Below are 19,505 nucleotides of genomic sequence, written 5' to 3' on the forward strand. Positions count from 1 at the left end.
TTGTGACTCCTATTAGTATCCTTTCTTAGTAGCACGTCATCAGTTAGCCTTTATCAATGTTTCTTCATTAAATATTCAGTAGCAAAACACTTCTTTTGAATTCTTATTAATTATATCAGATATGTCGAATCCAATTACATCCGATATCCTCGACATGGTTCTTTTGAGTTCCTTTTCTATTTCATCTATGTGTTGAACTTTGAGTGCAAATGGTGCATCCGTCTCTAACAACACATGATCAATTGGTATAGCTTTTATCACTTCCATTCCCGATTTTGTTTTCAACATTCCCGGATTTATTGAAAAGTAGCATCCCAATTCAATCGCTTTTTCTAATTGTGGCATAGAACCTGTAAACCAATGAAATATATATTTATTACTCTTTTGTCTTTTGTATGTTCTTAAAATTTCAATTACCGTACTTGTCGATTTAAGTAAATGAATAGAAATCACTTTTTCACTGTATTGTTCACATAACTTAACAATCTCACTAAAAATATTTATTTGTAATTCTTTGGTCTGAATATATCCTTTACTAAAATCCAATCCCACCTCACCAATATAATGGCTTTTTTCAATGAGAGATTTAAATAACTGCATATCATCATAGCCACTAGATACTAATTGCGGATGCATCCCTAAACCAACATGAATATTTCTAGCATTCTTGCAAAATTGTATTTCTCTACTATATGCCTTCGGTGTAGTTCCAACCGCAAATAAATTCATATCAGAATTCTGTATTTCATTTATAAACTCTAGCATATTATCCATTAAATCTAAATGACAATGTGCATCATAAATCATTATTCTCATCCTCTTGTGCTAAATTATCCTGTATAAAAGCATCTACTTCTAATAATCCTCGTATATATGTATCAGCTAATTCTCTCAAATACTCATCATCCTGCGGTAATGGACCTGGCTTATGTATATAAAATAAAGCACGATTTCTATCCTGTTTTATTTTATCTATTGCATACTGGAAAGAGCGCAATTGAATTCCCATTCCTTCTGCATTTTTATTCTGCATTTCATAAATAGACGTTTCGGTATACACTGTTCCATCATCCCCAAACGCTTTATGCATTGCAGCTCTTCTAATTAAACAAGGAACACAATAACCACAATGTTGTTGACTGAGTTGTTTCCATCTTGCTTTTCCTGGTGAAGAACATGAGAATGATAATTTCATCGTCTCATAAAGAACATCCTTGTTTTTACATTCCCCTGCCATTTCTCCCTTTGTTTTATTCCAATAAGGATTTTTTACTGATAGATTTAACCCTAATCCCACTAATAATTCATTCCACAAAGAAAGATAAAATGGATGCGTTGTTCTTGTACTAAATGAACCTACTCTTGTTTCATCCAATGGTACATTCAAAGCAATCAGACCATTTTCCGGAACTAACAGTTCATTGATATTATCCATGCCAGTCATTGCAAAAAGGGCATAACCGATAAATAGGAATGATCTACTCCTTGTATTGTTATCATTACCACCTGCCGGAATATAATCACGTGGAAACACCATCCACAAATCTAACCATGTATGTAAAACATCTGGATATAACAAGTCAAATTTATTCACAATATTTTTTTGAGCATTTTTAGTAAGTCCTTCTCCAGCATGACTTATTAACAAGGTATTTTTCTTATTCTCCATCAAATTAATGGTACTTATAAGACTATCCATTCCACCAGAGAATAATGATACTTCATCATATTTATTTGATTTTTCTCTTACTTCCTCCAAATTATTAAACTGCCATGCTCTACTCGACAACGTAATTTTCCATAAATCTCCTGTAAGAAATTTTAACATACGTTCAACCGTACGAATCTGTGAGTCCCATATCTCTACATTTGATACCGGTATTTCTAGTTCAATTTCTCTCGTCCAAGAGTCCTGTCCATGCACCACTCTCTCAATTCGCGTATCAGCCATATAAACCATTGTTGCAAGCGACATGATATCAAATCCAATTTCAGAGGGATACACATTTTCTTCATATAATTTTTTCTTAATGTGGCTTAATCCATAGTTTAGTTCGCCATTAGAAAGCATAGGGACATCAACAATAACTGTGCCATCCATTTTCTGCGAATCTATATTTTCAATATCATAATTTGCTCTTAATTTATATCGACTCATTCATTTTCACCTGCACTTACCATAATTTCAAACGCTGCCTTATACACCCGGTCCACTATTCTTAAAGAATCACCTTGTCGAATATTTCCAGCCTTGATATCTAAATTGATAACAGCATCCGATACAGAACCCTTAACAAAATCCTTCATTTGAACAATTAATCTGTCTGATATAGCTCGTTCTTGCGGCAACAATATAATCTTGTTACCAATATCATTCGTGATTCTATTAAATATCGCATTTGCCATGGTGCGTTCCACAATCACCATAATCTGCTCTGAAGTCAAATCCTCAAATTTAATTGTAGCTATTTCTGGTGATTCTTCGATTGCGGAAATATAAGCCGACCTCGCAATGCCTTCATCTTGTGGTCCCCCATCTGGACAGATAAAGTCTGTAATAGCTATAAATGCGTCACTAGCTGTCTTATGTGAGAGATTCTCTATAGAAAGATACTGTTCAACAGCCCTTGCACCACCTGAAGCAAATACACCTGCAACATTTAATAATCTTGCAGAACTGCTTCTAGCAGCTCCCATTCTCTGTGTCGCATTTGAACTACCACCCAAAGAATTTCTTATGTAATTAGAGACACTTTTACGGCCTAAACTGCTATCCCGTCCTCCTGAATTTATATACCTCGTGAACTCTCCTCGTGGTGTTCTAAAGCGATCCACATCACCCACTGGTGGAATTTGACTACCATCGGGACCAAGTCCATTTTCATTTTGTGGATTTACATCTGGTTGCTCTAACCATGACGGTACCAAAGGTGTTCCACCTTTTTGTCCTCCATTATGTGTTGATGTTCCCATTTATTAATTACCTCACATCTTCTTTAAAGCTGCTTTAACAATTGCCGTCCCACTGCTTTTCAATTTATCAAAATATTGATTTACTCCTTTTCTTTCATCACAATCTTTTGGAATTGCTTTATCCCAGCCATGTATAATCCACACTCCAGCCTTATCTACAGGAATAGCATCTATAAAATCAACTAAACTTTTACGGAGTTCCGGCTTATTCTGTACCAATACAATCAAACCATCAATCCCTTTTGGTTTCATATCAAATTGCCCTTTTTCCATAATTTTTTGAGCAACAATTCCGAACACTTGATCTGATTCTTGATTTGTCAAATTTTTCAAATCTTCAACACGACCTACAATAATCATTTCATCTCTAAAAAGTAGCTCAACTATTTCTGATAGATCATTTTTAGAAGTTTTACCTGAAAAATAATCCATTTTTTCTTTACATGCATAATAATACGGTCTTAAGTCCTTATCTGTAATTTCTGGTTCTGTAGTAATCCACTTCCAAATCTTGTTTAAATCATACCATCGCTCTTTTGCTTCTACTGTTTTCTTATCTTCGACCATAGTTTTTATATCAGCTAGTATTTCAGGAACTTCATCCCATTTCCCTTCAGAATCCAAATGATTAGGTAATGCCTTATAAAAATCTGGTTCATAGTATTCTGCCAACATCATCTTTGCCAAAATCGCAAGTTCCAGTTCGTCTCCAAAGCCACGATTCTTAGCAATCTCATAACGTAACAAGAGCATATTTACAAACCTTTTTATCTTTCTAGGATTTCCATCTGTATTTTGTGCTAATAAATGGCATATTTGAGTGGCAATTAATACTTCCTTCGATGACTTTTCATAATCATTTCCAAGAATTTCTTTCACGTCATCAACCGTAAGACTTTCTACATTCCAAGGCTTTCTGATTCTAGATAATCCCTCTTCTCTCAGCTTTTTATAGTTTTCATTTTCATCTGGCAAAACAGAACCCACCATAAGAAGCATTATGTATATACACGCTTCTACCTCACCTAATGCTGGAATTCTAAACGGAACTTGAATCAACTTTTCCAAATACTTATTTGCAAAGGCCTCACCTGCATTAAACTTATTTTCATCTGTTGCATCGGGAAAATGTTTTTTAACCGCATAGCGAATCATTCCCTCGTCTGCTGCAATTACAAATGCTGTTTTTTCCGTAAACATAAACAGTCTTACAGCCTCTAACGTATTAATCGCCACATCAGGTAAACATCTGTCAAGATCATCAATTAAAACAATAAGTTTCTCAATAGCTGCATCTTCTAGCAGTTCGGCAAAATTTTCCTGAAACTCTGAAAATTCTTTATTACTTGATATGTCCTCTGTGATTTTTGCGTCACTTAAATAACCTCCAATAGATTCAATTGCTCCAGCAATTCCCTCTTCTGTAGTTACGGTTGATTTTAAAATATCCATTGTTGAAGATAATAACGTAAGCGGTGCTGTACCTGTCGCAATTCCTAAAGCGGTTTTACCCGCAGTCTTAGCAACAGTCATCCAATTTATATTTTTCCACAGTTTTTTTAATATTTCCCCAGACTTAACGCCAAGTTTCTCTTTCTTCTCAAGCTCTGAAATAATAGAACTCATCAAAGCTACTTTTGAGTCTTCAAATCCCTGGTGTTTCCAACCGTTAAATCGGATACAAGAATACTTCTTTCCTGACACTGAAGAAGCCAGTTTCACTTCATTTTCTACCATTTCAAGAATGCTGGATTTACCAGCACCCCAGTCCCCATGAATACCGATAGAAATCGGTTGTTCTTTACTATCCTTAATAAGAGAAACTATTGTCTTTGCTATTGCTTCATTATTAAGTAAATCAACTTTGGTTTCATTATCAGATAAAATCATATCTTCAACCCCTTCATTAATTTCAATTCATATCCTCACTAATAACTGTAGCAAGTAACGGTTTGTATAATTATATATATTAAAAATACTCAACACCTTAATTTCTACATTATTTTACCATATTCCCATTTATTTTACCATCTTCAAAAGAACAAGAAAAAAAGCCGATCAGGAATCGCAACTCCCAATCGGCATCTTTTCTTACTCTTCTTCATTTTTACATTCAATCTCCGTTCCGTCCAGGAACACCACCAACAATGTTCCATCCTCAAAAACCTTGATGTGGTCCAGTGTTTTCAGCATGAAGTCCGTATCCATCTCTGTCAGAGGTTCTGCTCCATCGGTGTATTCTATGAACTTCTCTGCCCGATAACCTTCCAATAGGTTCTCGCTCTGCAGCTGTTCTGTCCACTGCTCCATGAAATCCTCTCGGTTCTCCACCAATGCGTTCCAAGCCATCAGATAAGCCTTTATCAGCGTTTCTTCCTCCACATGGCGATTGACACATCCCATGACTCCTTTGACCTTGTACCGTTCACTGCATTGCCATACCTTACGGTCAACACCCGTGCTGCTCCGCCAGCCTTTCCGTGCAAAAACCTTATTGCAGTCTCCGCAAATTATCTTGGATGCAAATGGATTGCTTTCCGGCCGGTGGGAATAGGAGTTTGTCCCATGCTCCTCCAGATACTTTTTCCTGCGTTTTATTTCAAGCTGTACACATTCCCATATCCGCTTTGAAATGATGGCATCATGGTCATCCTCCACATAAAACATCTGAATTTCCCCTTTGTTCTGCGTCCGTTTCTTGGTGAGGAAATCCACCGTATAACTTTTCTGCAGCAAGGCATCACCCTTGTATTTTTCATTTTCCAACATACTCATTAAGGTTGTGGACTGCCACTTCGTACCGCCATCCCAATTTTTCACGCCTTCTCGTTCAAAAATCCTCTTGATGTAATCGGTTGTTTTTCCGTCCAGGAATTCCTGATACAACCGAATTACAATCGGCTCCTGTGTCCTGTTGATTACCAGCTTCCCCGTTTCATCCGTATCGTAGCCAAGAAAACGCTTTGTACTCATTTTGTGTTTTCCTGTTTCAAACCTTCTACGGATTCCCCATGTGCAGTTCTCTGAAATGGACCGGCTCTCATCCTGTGCCAGTGAGGAAAGAATGGTCAGCAGCACTTCGCCCTTTGCATCGAGGGTATTGATATTTTCCTTTTCAAAAATAATCCCTATCCCTAAATCTTTCAATTCTCGCACATAGTTCAAGCAGTCCAGCGTATTTCTTGCGAATCGGGAAATGGACTTGGTAATAATCATGTCTATTTTCCCCGCCCTGCAATCAGCAATCATGCGGTTGAATTCATCCCTCTTTTTGGTATTGGTTCCCGAAATTCCTTCATCCGCATAAGTCCCTGCATATTCATAAAGAGGATTTTCGCTAATATAATTTGTGTAATAATTGACCTGATTCTCATAGCTTAATAACTGTTCTTCTTGGTCGGTTGACACTCGGCAGTACGCTGCCATCTTCAATTTCTGCACTGACTGTGCTGTTCCTGATTCCGCAGTCAAAATCTGCTTTGCTGGTATAACAGTAATGTTTCTTGCCATTTTTAACCACCTCCTCAATCACTGTCTGTTCCGTAATGTTCAAACCTTGCAATTCGGCATCATCAATCCTTATCCCTTTACATGCCTTGACTCCTTTTTCAATGTAGGTACTGCAAAGCCATTGGATTTTCTTCTTGTAAACCTGTCTGCGCCGGAGTGTTTTTCCGCAGTAAGGGCAAATCAGCATTCCGCTTAAGGGATAGCGGTTTTGGAACTTCATTGTGCTGTCCTGCCCGATATTCCTGTCACGCTTTCTCTGTTCCCTGACTTCCTGCACCTTTTCCCATACCTCCGGCGATACAATTGGTTCGTGATTTTCCGAAATGTAATAACTCTGCACTTCTCCGTTGTTTTTCCTTGTATGGTTTCTTTTGTTTTCAGGGGTGTAATACTTCTGCAGATGAAAATCCCCTTTGTACTTTTCATTGCAAAGCATCCCATTGATGGTCCCGCTCTCCCATGTTGTTCCCGTCACTGTTTTCACGCCCAGGTAATCAAGCAGCTCCCCAATCCTTGACGAGCCGACATTCAGCAGATAAAGGTCAAAAGTCAGACTGACAATTTCCGCTTCCTTTCTGTTCACAATCAAATCTCCATATTCGTTTTTGTCATAACCGAGGAAGCGGGATGTGGTAATCATCACTTCTCCTCTCTCAAACTTCTTCCGAATGGACCATTTATTGTTTTCACTCATGCTTCTGCTTTCTTCCTGTGCAAAAGAAGCGAGGACGGCAAGCATCATCTCACCGTCCCCTGATAGAGTGTTAATGTTCTGTTCTTCAAAAAAAATACCGACACCCAGTTCCTTCAGTTCCCTTGCGAACTTTAGAACGGTGACGGTATTTCTAGCAAACCTCGATATGGATTTTGTAATAATTAAGTCAATCTCTCCTGCCCTTGCCTTTTCCATCATTCTCTGGAACTGTGGGCGGTTCTCACAATAACCGGATATGCCCTGATCAGCAAATACTCCGATAAATTCATATTCCGGATTTCCGGTAATCATTCTCTCATAAGTTTCCATCTGGTTTTCAAGAGAGTCTTCCTGTCTTCTGCTGTCTGTGGAAACTCTGGCATAAGCACAAACCCTTTTCTTTTGTAAGACCGAAGCTGGTCGTTTGTTAATCACTTTTACTCGCACGTTACATCACTTCCTTCAAAAAACCTTTTCTTAAACTCTTGAATTCTTCGGAAAATGGCCTGCGCATCCTCTACCTTGTCAATACACACCACTTCCACATTTTTCTTACTGCAAATCAGCATGAACTCCATAAACTGTCCCCAGTTACGGGCAATCGTGGCAGCCCTCATGGTAACCACCACATCTATCTTCTTTGCTGCGATTTCCGCTTTCAGACGATTAAATTCTTTTCTGTTCGGGTCGGCTCCTGAAGCTTCCTCAAAGAATATCTGCAAATCCCATTTCTGTTTTCCATATTCTTCTTCCAACCGTCTCATTACATCGTCCAGATATTTTTCATAGTCTCTGTCACGATGGTTGACTCTGCAGTAAAAAGCTACTCTATTTATCGTTCCTGCAATCACCATATAAATAAGTACTCCTTTCGTTTTTGGTAGTATATAAATCACTCTAAATCCCTGTAAAGTCAAGCAATTCTACGGTTTCCACCCACTCTTTTTTCACTCTGTCCAAACTTGTCAGGAGCCGAAAAAAGCAGCCGGACAGAAACCTGTTGTCTCTGTCCGGCTTGCTTCTAAACCCTCTCGGTATAATCCAGTGAAATCCATCCGTCACGATTTTTCTGATAAGATTTCAGAAGCCCCCAAAGGCTCGCACCCTTGCCTTCTGCTTCTTCCACAATAGTGAAAGCACCTTTTCCGGTGTACTTACCTGTTTTATCGTAGTCTGTTCCCGGACCCTTGCGGATGTTCAAATCTTCGATGGATACTCTCACAAGATACGGTGTAAATGTATCATTGGAATAAATCACTTTACCTGATTCATCAAATACGGAATATCCCTCATTTTCATCCGCACACCTCTTGGCATTTTCCAAACTGTGAAATGCACCCTTCTGTGTGGCGGCATCTGTCCATGTCTTACGCACACGATACCAGACTTCCTCCGGTTCTGTTGTCTCGCTCTTAATTCCAATCATTGTATTTAAGATTGTAATAATCTTTGCACCATATCCGGCTCCTGCTGCCCACCCCTTTCCGTCTGGATTTTCTTTCTGTCCAAGCCACTCCACATATTCCGCACAGCCTCTTGTGACATACTTAAAGCGTGGATCAACACATTCACTCTTTAAATCCACTGTGGAAGCATAGGCTTTCAAATGCTGAACCTGCGCCCTGATACCAAGCTGTGGTGTATCAAAGGGATTTCCTTTCATTCCATTTGAAGTCACTCCCATGCCGCAGAAATTATTCTGGTCGAGTGTAACTGCAGAACCGGAGAATCCAAAATTACCTGTTTCCAGACAGGACTGTGCAAAGGCAATATCACCACGGACACCCTCTGCCTTTCCTTCCAAAAGATAAAGCGGAATCATATCAACAACCGACTGTGCAACATCTGGATTCTTTTCTTTAATATAAGCTGTCATCTGCTCCACCGTTGCCACTGCGTTACCCATAATCTTTGTAAGAGCAGTTTCTTCCTTTTTCGTTACTCCATAATAGGAAGCAATACATTCTGCTTCCGCTTTGGCGAGCTTCTGCAGATTACTGTCACTGGAAAGCCATTTTGTTGCTCTTGTATTGGTATGGAATGAATGCTCCAGAATAATACCCGGTGTTCCTACCGCATTTGCTCCACGAAGCACTCCATAGTATTCTCCGTTTGTACCCTGACGTGTTGCGGTTCTTCCACTCTGTGCAGTTCCCATCACTGCCTCCACAACCTTTGCCAGCTTTAGACCAATATCCGTGCTGCTTCCATTTAAAAGGACATATGCCACCGGATAATCCACATTTTCGTTTACACCATTGCCTACAGCATTGGAATGGACAGAAATAAAGAGGTTGCAGCCCTTGGAAGCCGCACCTCTTTCATACAATGCTCTGTCCGTATTCTGATTTGTCCTTGTGGTTACCACACCGATACCAAATGCCTCCAACTCCTTCTTAAGATAATTATGAAGTTTCCAAGTCATGTCCGACTCATAATAAGACGAAACCGCAGGGCTGCGGTTGTATTTACCGTAATGCCCTGCGTCCAGACATACCTTTATTGCCATATTACTCATCCTCCTTTTTCTCATCAGCTTCTTCGTGCAGCTGCTCCAATACCTCTTTCAGCTTCTTTGGAACCGGAAGTCCGATAAGGGCAACATTCTCAATAATGGAAATTCCCTCATTGGATAAGTAAAAGAAAATGACTGCGGTGCGGAGTACACTTCCGTTCTGGATGACCTGCGTATCAAGCACATGGCCGATACCTACCAGACAGAAGATTGCCACCTTTTTGCAGATGCCTTTAAAACCAACCTCGCTGGATACCTTTTTCTGTACGAATGCTGCCATAAGCCCGGTGACATAATCGATGACCACAAACATAAGGAGTGCATACAGAAAACCATCCAATCCTCCAAGAAACCAACCCATAAAGCCTCCTATTCCTGCAAATACATACTGCACTGTTGTTACTGCCTGTCTCATAACTGTTACCTGCCTTTCTTTGTTTTTTGGTATGAAAAAAACAGCCCGCAAAAGGCTGTTTGATTCCAAAACTATATCTGATCTGGCATACTGTCCCATAACCTCATATCTTCCTGACCAAGACTCCATATTGCAATCCCTGACACGCCATAGGTGTATGCTGCTTCATTTGCCCAATAGACAATACTGTCCACATCGGAGTAATACATAATAGAAAAACCATCCGCATCTCCAAGATACATCCTCGAAAGCCAGACATTCAAATCATGTGGTACTACCTTCATTTCATAATCGTTGCCACATTCCAGTGACATTTCATGGGAATGGAAAAAGTCGTAATCCATAGAAATATCCTGGCTTCTTGTGCTGATTTCCTCCACATCAGAATTGACACGGAACAATTCAAATTCATTATCCCATGAAATTCCGGTACGAGTACATCTTCCAAAAGTAGTCTGCTTTCCATCCGGGAAGGTAATATCAAAACACTCATAAGGTTCATAATACCATGCATCACCCAGTCGCAAGAGGTCACACACCACTCCCTTCTCCGCCATGAATCCCACATATCCAGTTTCTGCAGTAATGGTTGCTGTAAACCTTAGTGTGTAGGCAGCACCGGAATATACTCTTACCTTATTTCCACGGATTCTCATTTCCACGGTATATAGGCTTGGATTACTCCGTAAATCTGCATTTGAGGTCTTACTGAAAGAAGATGCATAGCTGCCAAGTTTCTTACTTCCCTGATACAATTCCACACACTGGGTATCGTAATTTATACAGCAGAAAATGCTTCCAAGAAACACTCCTGCCTTACCACCTCCCGATGATTTAAAGGCAAATCTCGCCCTCACATGGATTTCAGAAAATCCGGTGTAATCCAGTGCTAGTTTTCCACTGCCTTCCAGCTGCGAATACTTACGGACACGGTCAGAACTTTCATCCTTCCAAATCTTCCACGAACCGTCAAGCACTGTAAAATAGTTGGTAGGGATTTCTGAATAATCACAGAAATCTTCATACCATACAAGCGCACTTTCCGGCTTTCTGCGAAGTACCTCTGCAGTAACCTTAAATGCCCTATCGGGTTGTACCATTTCTCCGTTCACATCCATGAATTTTCTTGGCTTCAATCCATAGTACACTTCCCCGGCAGTCGCTTTCTGTGAAAAATCCGAACATACCCGAAAGCCATAAAAAACCACCCCAGGCACTCCACCGGACACAGTAATGGTGTGCTTTCCTGCTGACAAGCTGACTCCACTTTTTAATATCCTCCAGAATTTTTTTCTCCAATATAAGAAATACATCCTTGATTCCGACAGCATCTGACTGTCCCCATCAAGACTGATTCCGATGCTATTCTTATCCCATCTTGGATAGACTATCTCAACTGCCACATCATATGTTCCGGCTGTTGGTACTTCAAATGTGTATTTCAGCACCGCTTCTTCATCCAAAACAGACGCATATCCTTCCCCAATGACTGCATTGCCAGAATAAGAATCCGGCACACCATCTCTGTCAACGCTGATTGTTCCAAAGGATACCTCCTGCTGTTTCAGATAGGTTGTAAGATATTTTCTGCCACTATAGGTTTCTTGCTTTGTCGGCTCTGCTATTTCCCTGCTCGTATCCCATCCTTCCATGAAGTCATACACCTGAAGCAGTCCCCAAGGGACCATATCCGTCCAATCCCAATAAGAAAAGAACGGTATAAATGGTTGCGGTGGGGCATCCCCTGTATGATTATATAAGCCCTCCATCCAATATTTCGCAGCATAATAGGTAAGGCTTGTTCCCCTATAAGTCGTGCCAAGATTCTCCGTAGTATCGTATATCTGCCATCTCCATCCATATCCAGGAAGTCCCATCATGATTTTGTCCGGGTTCATTGCATTGGCAGCATAACTGTAGATGCCTTCAAGCCAGCTTCTCGGAGATACCGGTCCCGGTGCTGAACCCGCCCAACTCATACCATAACTCATGATTGCTGCTGTGTCGCAGTATGCATCCAAATCGGCATACACGCACCAATTCTCGCCGCCAACCGAACCGCCAACACTGGTCATACCCGGAAGGCAGATATTTACATGAAGGTTTGCTCCCTTTGCTTTTACAGTAGAGTAAATCCGTGAGAACAGCGCATTTGCCTTTGTTCGGTTCGCCAACTCCCCTCCACGTTCCAAATCAATATCTATCCCGGAACACCACGGATATTTGTCAATAATTCTCACGATTTCTGAAAGGAACGTATCCTGTGCGCCATTCGTATTCTCTCTGAGTGCTGTAAAAATAGATGCAGTACCATGATTCATAATGGTCAGAAGCCATTTAATATGTGGCCACTTCTTTACATAAGGAAGGATGGTACTGACCGCAGTTCCCGTCTCGCTGATTGTTCCATCTGCTGAAACCTCAAAGGTAAAAACACCAACATGAGACAGCTTATTTCCTTTTTCTCTTAACACCTGATGCATTCTCGTATTTCCCATGAATGTCCATGCCATGACATTTCGGTTACTTGCCCTTCTCACATCCGTTTTCCTCCAATCCCGTATGCCATCTCCTGAAAAGACATGCGTACAAGTGCTGACTTCCTGTCCTTTACTTTAATCTGATGTTTACTATCCCCTGCTGCCGAATAAGAATAAAATCCATCAGCCCTAATCCTGCTTCCATTCCTTGTTGCCACCCTTGCATCAGCATTAATTTCAACAACATCATCTTCCAAAAAACCACTCTGCAGAGTCAGCTTGTGACTTCCGTAATTATGAGCCACACTCATGTCTCCTGCTGCCATCGTATCTTTTGGAATGATGTGATAATTCAGCCCGGCTGATACTTCTCCGTCATTGGTAATCACTGCTGTAACACCGGAACGGACAATCCCATTAAAAAAGCGGACAGGTGTTATCTCCCCATCCACACGTTTTTTCTGCAAAAGTTCCAGATTATTTACCACATACCCGGTCAGCCATTTACCTTCCTGAAACATGATATCTGTTATATAAAAGGTTCCGGTACAATTCTCTAAAATTACATTTACGGTAGCCTTTGCCACCTTCTTTTCTTCATGTGTATTGATTGTTCCGGCAAATCGAATAAACTCCATCCTCACACCTCCTGTGCATCAAAGGTGTACCTCTGTTCTGACACATGGGAAACCCATGCGGTTGCTACCGAACCGCCCTGCAGCATAACATCCGTAAAACGCACGGTTCCTGTACAGTCCTGCACCACTACCCTTACCGTCAGTTTTTTCACTTTTTCTATTCCGGTAACACTGACCGCTCCTGCCGACCTCGTAAAATACATGGTGCATTCCTCCTAATACAACTCTACAAATCTTGTTTCTTCCGAACCATCCTCATATTCAATGATAAGTTCAATGCCAACCCTTCCATTCGCTCCCTTTTTCAGATTTTCAGTTACTATGCTTGCCGATACTGTGTAGCTGCTTCTGGTAGCCGGATATACTTCCTGTGACAGTGTTTTTGTGGTATTCAACGCTCCCACACACTTAAAACTTGCATTGCCGGAAGCACCGTTTTCTCCATCCACCTCAAAACCTGAATTCTGCCAATAGCTGAATCCATCATCTGCTCTGGAATTCAGCAGATGGTTGTTTACCACCAAATCCTTCATCTCCTGTCTGTCCAGCAAATCCGATGAGGAAAGAGTATCTGCTGCCTTCTCCCACGAAGCAGATGAATCACCCAGTTCTTTTAACTTGGTGGAAAGCTCAATGACTGTCTTCCACGGCTCTTGCACGTTATAATCCATACGAATAATTCTCGTGCTGATTCGGATTCCCAAATCCTTATCATCCACGGTTACCACATCTCCGATACCGAAACTCTCATGCTCCCACCCAGTCAGTACAGACAGATCCATTACCTGTATGACATAAGAAATACTCGGCTTAGAATAATCTGCCAGTCGCATTTCGGTATATTCAAGCATCTGATATGGATTGGTAAAAGAGGAACAATCAAGCGTTGATACCCTGATTTCTGAAGAATACTCCGTATTCTCCACATATTCCTTTCCATTATTGATACTTGCAAAGGTCATACCATCTGCACCATAAGCATAGAGTCTTGTCACAAGACTTCTGGTATCCACCACCCGCTGTATGGATTTCATATTTTTACGATAGGCAAACACAGCACCACTGTTACTTCCAGATTGTGTCAGAAGGCTGACCTGTTTATTTACATTGTCAAACTCCAAATCACCACCATAAATGGACTGAATGGTACGAAGCATGGAAAGGGCATTTTTATCCGTGGACTGCCAGGAACGTTTCGTTGATACCGTTATTTTTCCAACACTCCATCCGGTTCCCTGCAGTGCATAAGCCATCGGCTTTTCTGCGGTTTCCGCTTCATATGTCTGTTCACTTTTCTTTTCAGAATATGCAAGGTCATAAAACGCAGCTTCCGCATAAATGCTCGTTACCGTCTTTCCGTCCTCACCCTTATCATCCGTGACTGTTCGGATACGGTAAATATCCTTAGTAATCTGCAGTTTCTTTTCATTATCGAGATATGATCGCTTCCCATCTTTGAATGGAATAGAAAATTCCAAATAGTCAGAACCGTTCAATTCACTCGTAACAATAATGTCATAGGCATTTTCTAATACTGCTTCCCTGATTCCACCATCACTTAACACCACCGGCCTTGCATATCCCAATTTAGAATAGGGGGCCTTTGGTGTCTCGTATATCTGAATTGCACTCAGTTCCGGTGTCATAGACGTATCTGTTGTAGAAAGCGTCATCTGTATCTGAATGTATCTTAAATTTGGAGATTGTATCACTCCATCCGTTCCAACCGCTTCCCAATCTGAAAAAGATACATCTTCCAAAGAGTCAGATGTTCTTGTTTTGACTTCCGAAATGGATGTAATCCCTGCATCCACCGTACCGACAAGCTGTATCTTTCCCTCTCCGGCAAGACCACCTTCCCCAAGGTCTAAAATCCTTGTATAAAGGACACCGCTTTCTGCATATACACCGTCCGTCTGCTTTAAGGTCACACTGCCCGGATTTGATATGGCATCCACAGACGAGTCCACATCTGCACCATTTGCTAACAGACCGGAAAGAAAGTGTGCTTCCAAATCATCAATTGTCAGATTAGAATCCGTTTCATAAAACCAATCATCAAATCCTCCGGCAAAGTAGTAACTGTCTGCATACATTCCCATGACGATATCTGCAGTACAGGAAGGATTCAGTTCCCCGGTAAAAGAACGAATTGCTGTCTTAAACACATCCCCTGTGCTTCTGTCACAAACAAGGCTTTGTACAGTCTTTGCCTCCAAATCAATGACCGTTCCAATAAAATACGCACCATTGTTTTGCAGCACCACCCCCATCGGGTCTGGCTCGATAACGTCATAAATCAGCGTACCAGAAGCATCATAAAGCATATTTCGCAATCTTCCTGAACGAAGGGAAAGATAAAACAGAGGATTTCCCGGACCGCTTCTGGTACTGAAAATAGGTACAAATGTTGTCCCTACCGAATAAGTAGTTGGGTATATCCACCCTCCTGCCACGATTCTCTTTCCCAATTCTGTGAAGAAATCCCCTGTATTCGTTGCCCTTAGATGTGTTTTTTCCGTTGCTGGATTTACGGTATTGAACCGAAAAAATTTCCCAAGTTTTCCGGCACGGGTAGATGCTGTTGTTCCCGACCATCCATTGATGGTAAAATTTCTCGCATGACCGGACGAATCGTGTAGCGTTGTATCATCACCACTCGGTGAATCATTCATTTTCCACTGTGCCTGTGTATTGGCTGTTTTCCGAAATTCGCCTGTGAAATCTTCGGTTGCATTTACAAGCAGTTTTAATCCCATTACACCCACCTGCTCCTTCCCTGTATCGTAAGTTCCGTAAAGGTTGCACCACTTACAGAAACCAGAACCTCATTACCGCCCGGATTCAGTTCCGGGAACACCAACTCATCAAGCTGTGAAAGAGCGTTCCGCAATGTTACCCCGGTATTGGAATCCACAACTTTAGCCGTCAGCTTTGCCGTATCAAGTACAAAGGTTTCTCCTTCCGCAAGTTTTCCTTTTACACGAACCAACTCCCCATTTACTTCGATATCCACATAAGAAGAGGTGCTGTCCATAATCGCTTTTAATTCAAAAATCGGTTCAGATATAAGATTTCCCTTTTGTCTGTTTACAGTGGTCTTGCCCTCTGCTGCGATAGAAAACACCTCATCCTCTACGGCATAACCGAATGGATCAGGACAGATAAACTCCAAAGAAAACGTACCTGCTGTCCGTGATACTCTTTCCATGCTGATTTCCGTATTCAGTCTCGCCATAAAATATCTGTCCGGATATTCATCAAAAATCAATGGCTGAACCCCTCTATACGGATTCAGCCACCCATTAATTTCATCTATTCTATGTACCAGAGCAGAAAAATCCTGCTCCGGGAACACGGAACATTCCACCGGAATGATACGCTCAGAATACTCCATTCCAAAATCCAGTATCCCTGACCTTCCCGGTATGCTTTCCGTATTATTTCTAAAAGCCGGAAGCATGGGATATCCCGTAATTCTTGCTTTCAGCTTTTTTTCCTTCGAATGAATTCCCTGAAATGAAAATCCCATGCTTCTCCTCCTTCTTAGGTGATTGGTATAATTCCCTGTGCCCTCGTTCCCGACTGCATCAGGTTATACAGTCCCTGTGATACCTTTCGAATATCATCCTCACTTCGTACTACCATCTGTGCTACACTCACAAGCGGGCCGGTATAAGTAATCACCGTTCCGCCACTTCCCGAACCGGAAGTCTGTGTATTCGCTCCCACCCTTGCATCTACATCAAAGTCTGTAGGAATGGCATTGTTAATATCCTTTGACACCTTATCCATTTCATCTGTGAAGCCCTCGCCAAGACCTTTGGCCATGTTGTCACCAATTCCAGCAAACACACGGGATGGTGAATGGATACCGAGCAGGCTCTTGATACCGCCAACGATATCCCCAACAAAACTGGAAATCTTGTTCTTTACCCACGAAATCATGGAAGAAACACCACTCCAAAGTCCGGTCACGATATTCTTTCCGACACTCACAATAGAGGTCGCAGCTTTTCCAATACCGGAAATAATGGCTGTCACGATTTGAGGTAAACTTGCCACCAGCTGTGGTATCGCCTTAACCAATCCAACCGCCAGCTGAACCACCAATTTAACACCCATCTCAATAATCTTAGGCAGATTTGTGGTTATGAAATTGATGATGGACGAAATAATCTGAGGCAAAGCAGCCACCAATTTCGGCAGTGCATTCAGAAGTCCCTGGGCTAATCCGGTAATGATGGAAAAAGCGGCATCCAGAATTTTATCCATGTTGTTCAGCAAAGTAGTGCATATTAAAATCACCGCATCGACTATGGTCGGAATCAACTGTGGCAGTGCCTCTCCTATTCCGGTTGCCAGTGTGACAATCATCTGAATCGCAGCATCGACCAACTGTGGCAAATTCGCTAAAATTCCGTTGACCAGTGTAAGCACCAACTGCAAAGCGCCCTCGGTTATCTGAGGAAGGGCGGCTATCAGTGAATTCAGAATAGTCAGCACAATATTTGTCGCAGATTCAATCAAAATCGGCAGATTTTCCAGAATCGCACCTCCGATAGAGGTCACGATATTAAGTCCCAACTCAAGGAACATCGGCATCTGCTCTGTGATAATGGCTGCCACATCTCCTATGGCTGTTCCAATTGCCACACTTATCTGACTGAAATCTCCGTTTGCTTCATTGATTGCATTTCCCAGTGTGGAAAATACATCTGTTATTCCTGCGGACATCTGGCTTACCGTTGGTAGGAACACACCCTCAATGGAGCGTTTCGTTCCCTCCAATGCAGAATCCAAATCCGCATATTTTATTTCATTAATTTGTGACAGGGCATCATAGCTTGCAGCCGCCCCATCTTTCATCCCGGCAAGCACGGGAAGTACATTTGCCTGTAAATCTTCAAACTGTGTACCGAACAGTTTAACCGCAGCCGTGTTCTTTGCTATCGGGTCATCCATATTATTTAAGGTATTCACAACTTCGAAGAAGGCCTCCTCGGCACTCTCTCCTCCGGCAGCAAACCGTTTCGTCATTTCATCTGCATTCATCCCAAGTGCCTGAAATGCTTCTATAGTTGTATTGCTTCCGTCCTTTGCCCTTAAGTTAAATTCCTTAACGGCATCACCGACTTTATCAATGGAGAAAACACCTGCTTCTGCACCATTGATAAGTCCGGTAACAAACTGATCCGCTGACAATCCCAATGCGGAATACTGTGCGGAATATTCATTTAAGGTATCGAGTAAATCCCCGTTTTGGTCTGCACCATTCTGTGCGCCGACTGCAACGATGTTATATGCTTCCTCTGCTGTCACACCAAAGTTCTTCATCAGTGCATTGGCAGCACGAGCCGATTCCTGCAGATCATATCCGAAGGTATCACGCAAAGCAAAACCGGACTCTGTGGCTTTCTGTAACTCATCCCCCACAAGTCCGGTTGTTTTCTGTACAATGGATAATCCCTCTGCTACATCCTCAAGGCTGTCACCGAAATTATTGGTATAGACCTTCTGTGCGATTGCACCAAGTTCCTCTAATTCCGTGCCTGTTGCTCCTGTGGATGCGGATATCTGATTGACAGCCTTATTATATTCATCACCCAGTTTTACCAGTTCCACGCCTGCTGCCACAACGGCAGCACCAATGGCAGCTGCCGCTGCTGCGATAGCCGTACCGACTCCTGCGACAACAGAACCGACCTTTTCGAACTTACCGGATGAATCCTCTGCCACATCTCCGCTGTCTGAGAGTGATTCTGCAAAATCATCCGTCTGTTCTTCTGCTTCCTCCATCTCCTGTCCCAGTCTGTCAATGGCATCCTCATTAGCTTTCAATTCAGACTCCATTTTATTCAAATCAGCCTGTGCATTGTTCAGCTGTATCTGCCAGCTTCTGGTTCGGCTATCCGCTTCCCCAAAAGAAGAGGAAGCATTTTCAAGTGCCGCCTGTAAAGTCTGCACCTTATTTTTCTGTGCTTCTATCTCCTTCGTCAGCACACCGTTTCTTGCACTTAAGGACTGGATGGATTTATCGTTTTTATCAAATTGCGATGTGACAAGGTTCATTTCTGAACCAAGCACCTTAAAAGCGGAGTTGATTTCCTTTAGGGCATTTTTAAACTCCTTCTCGCCCTCAACTCCCATCTTGACACCGAAACTCTCAGCCATCCAAACACCTCCTTAGATGCCTTCCGGTATGATATCCTCAATGAAAACCTCCCTCTTAGGCTTTGCAATTCCAAGAAACTGTTTGTGAAGTTCCCATTGATCCATA

Annotated in this window: 15 protein-coding genes; all 15 read right to left on the bottom strand. The window is 41.8% G+C overall.

The annotated features are described in order from the left end of the window. Positions 1–75: 75 nt before the first annotated feature. The 15 genes from qatD to V2546_RS03325 all read right to left on the bottom strand — a co-directional run bounded on the left by qatD (position 76) and on the right by V2546_RS03325 (position 19,399). Positions 76–807, bottom strand: a complete 732-nt coding sequence (gene qatD, locus V2546_RS03255) for a Qat anti-phage system TatD family nuclease QatD (RefSeq protein WP_329751561.1) — start codon at positions 805–807, stop codon at positions 76–78. Next, positions 797–2,158, bottom strand: a complete 1,362-nt coding sequence (gene qatC, locus V2546_RS03260; RefSeq protein WP_087308395.1) for a Qat anti-phage system QueC-like protein QatC — start codon at positions 2,156–2,158, stop codon at positions 797–799. Before qatC ends, qatD begins: the two co-directional genes overlap by 11 nt. Then, positions 2,155–2,973 carry a Qat anti-phage system associated protein QatB gene (qatB, locus tag V2546_RS03265; RefSeq protein ID WP_140393162.1) on the bottom strand — a complete coding sequence of 273 codons (819 nt, stop codon included), beginning with the start codon at positions 2,971–2,973 and terminating at the stop codon, positions 2,155–2,157. Before qatB ends, qatC begins: the two co-directional genes overlap by 4 nt. A 12-nt stretch (positions 2,974–2,985) precedes the next feature. Next, on the bottom strand, positions 2,986–4,863 hold the full coding sequence (gene qatA / locus V2546_RS03270) for a Qat anti-phage system ATPase QatA (protein ID WP_087308393.1): 1,878 nt from the start codon (positions 4,861–4,863) through the stop codon (positions 2,986–2,988). 201 nt (positions 4,864–5,064) lie between these two features. Then, the gene (locus tag V2546_RS03275) at positions 5,065–6,399 is read right to left on the bottom strand and encodes a recombinase family protein (RefSeq protein WP_087308392.1); all 1,335 of its coding nucleotides are present in this window, start codon (positions 6,397–6,399) and stop codon (positions 5,065–5,067) included. Then, positions 6,344–7,624, bottom strand: coding sequence for a recombinase family protein (locus tag V2546_RS03280; RefSeq protein ID WP_158420910.1), 1,281 nt, complete (start codon positions 7,622–7,624; stop codon positions 6,344–6,346). Before V2546_RS03280 ends, V2546_RS03275 begins: the two co-directional genes overlap by 56 nt. Next, a complete protein-coding gene (locus tag V2546_RS03285; protein WP_155176900.1) occupies positions 7,615–8,031 on the bottom strand; it encodes a recombinase family protein in 417 nt (138 codons plus the stop codon). Before V2546_RS03285 ends, V2546_RS03280 begins: the two co-directional genes overlap by 10 nt. 167 nt (positions 8,032–8,198) lie before the next feature. Next, positions 8,199–9,686 carry an N-acetylmuramoyl-L-alanine amidase gene (locus tag V2546_RS03290; protein ID WP_244092971.1) on the bottom strand — a complete coding sequence of 496 codons (1,488 nt, stop codon included), beginning with the start codon at positions 9,684–9,686 and terminating at the stop codon, positions 8,199–8,201. A gap of 1 nt (position 9,687) precedes the next feature. Beyond that, positions 9,688–10,107, bottom strand: a complete 420-nt coding sequence (locus tag V2546_RS03295) for a phage holin family protein (protein WP_155176898.1) — start codon at positions 10,105–10,107, stop codon at positions 9,688–9,690. 71 nt (positions 10,108–10,178) lie between these two features. Then, complete coding sequence (locus tag V2546_RS03300) at positions 10,179–12,671, bottom strand: glycosyl hydrolase family 18 protein (RefSeq protein WP_416390010.1); 2,493 nt, start codon at positions 12,669–12,671, stop codon at positions 10,179–10,181. Beyond that, complete coding sequence (locus tag V2546_RS03305) at positions 12,644–13,225, bottom strand: hypothetical protein (RefSeq protein ID WP_155176896.1); 582 nt, start codon at positions 13,223–13,225, stop codon at positions 12,644–12,646. The genes V2546_RS03300 and V2546_RS03305 overlap by 28 nt, the downstream gene beginning before the upstream one ends. Positions 13,226–13,227: 2 nt before the next feature. Then, entirely contained in the window at positions 13,228–13,428 is a 201-nt protein-coding gene (locus tag V2546_RS03310) for a hypothetical protein (RefSeq protein WP_135990351.1), read from the bottom strand. A 12-nt stretch (positions 13,429–13,440) separates the two neighbouring features. Beyond that, the gene (locus V2546_RS03315; RefSeq protein WP_158420909.1) at positions 13,441–15,984 is read right to left on the bottom strand and encodes a phage tail spike protein; all 2,544 of its coding nucleotides are present in this window, start codon (positions 15,982–15,984) and stop codon (positions 13,441–13,443) included. Beyond that, positions 15,984–16,757 carry a distal tail protein Dit gene (locus V2546_RS03320; protein WP_155176894.1) on the bottom strand — a complete coding sequence of 258 codons (774 nt, stop codon included), beginning with the start codon at positions 16,755–16,757 and terminating at the stop codon, positions 15,984–15,986. Before V2546_RS03320 ends, V2546_RS03315 begins: the two co-directional genes overlap by 1 nt. Positions 16,758–16,771: 14 nt before the next feature. Then, positions 16,772–19,399: a phage tail tape measure protein gene (locus V2546_RS03325; RefSeq protein ID WP_329751562.1), complete on the bottom strand. Its 2,628-nt coding sequence runs from the start codon at positions 19,397–19,399 to the stop codon at positions 16,772–16,774. Positions 19,400–19,505: the final 106 nt, after the last annotated feature.

This window comes from Clostridium sp. CM74B_53 (assembly GCF_036318045.1).
In the GTDB taxonomy this organism is placed as follows: domain Bacteria; phylum Bacillota; class Clostridia; order Lachnospirales; family Lachnospiraceae; genus Pilosibacter.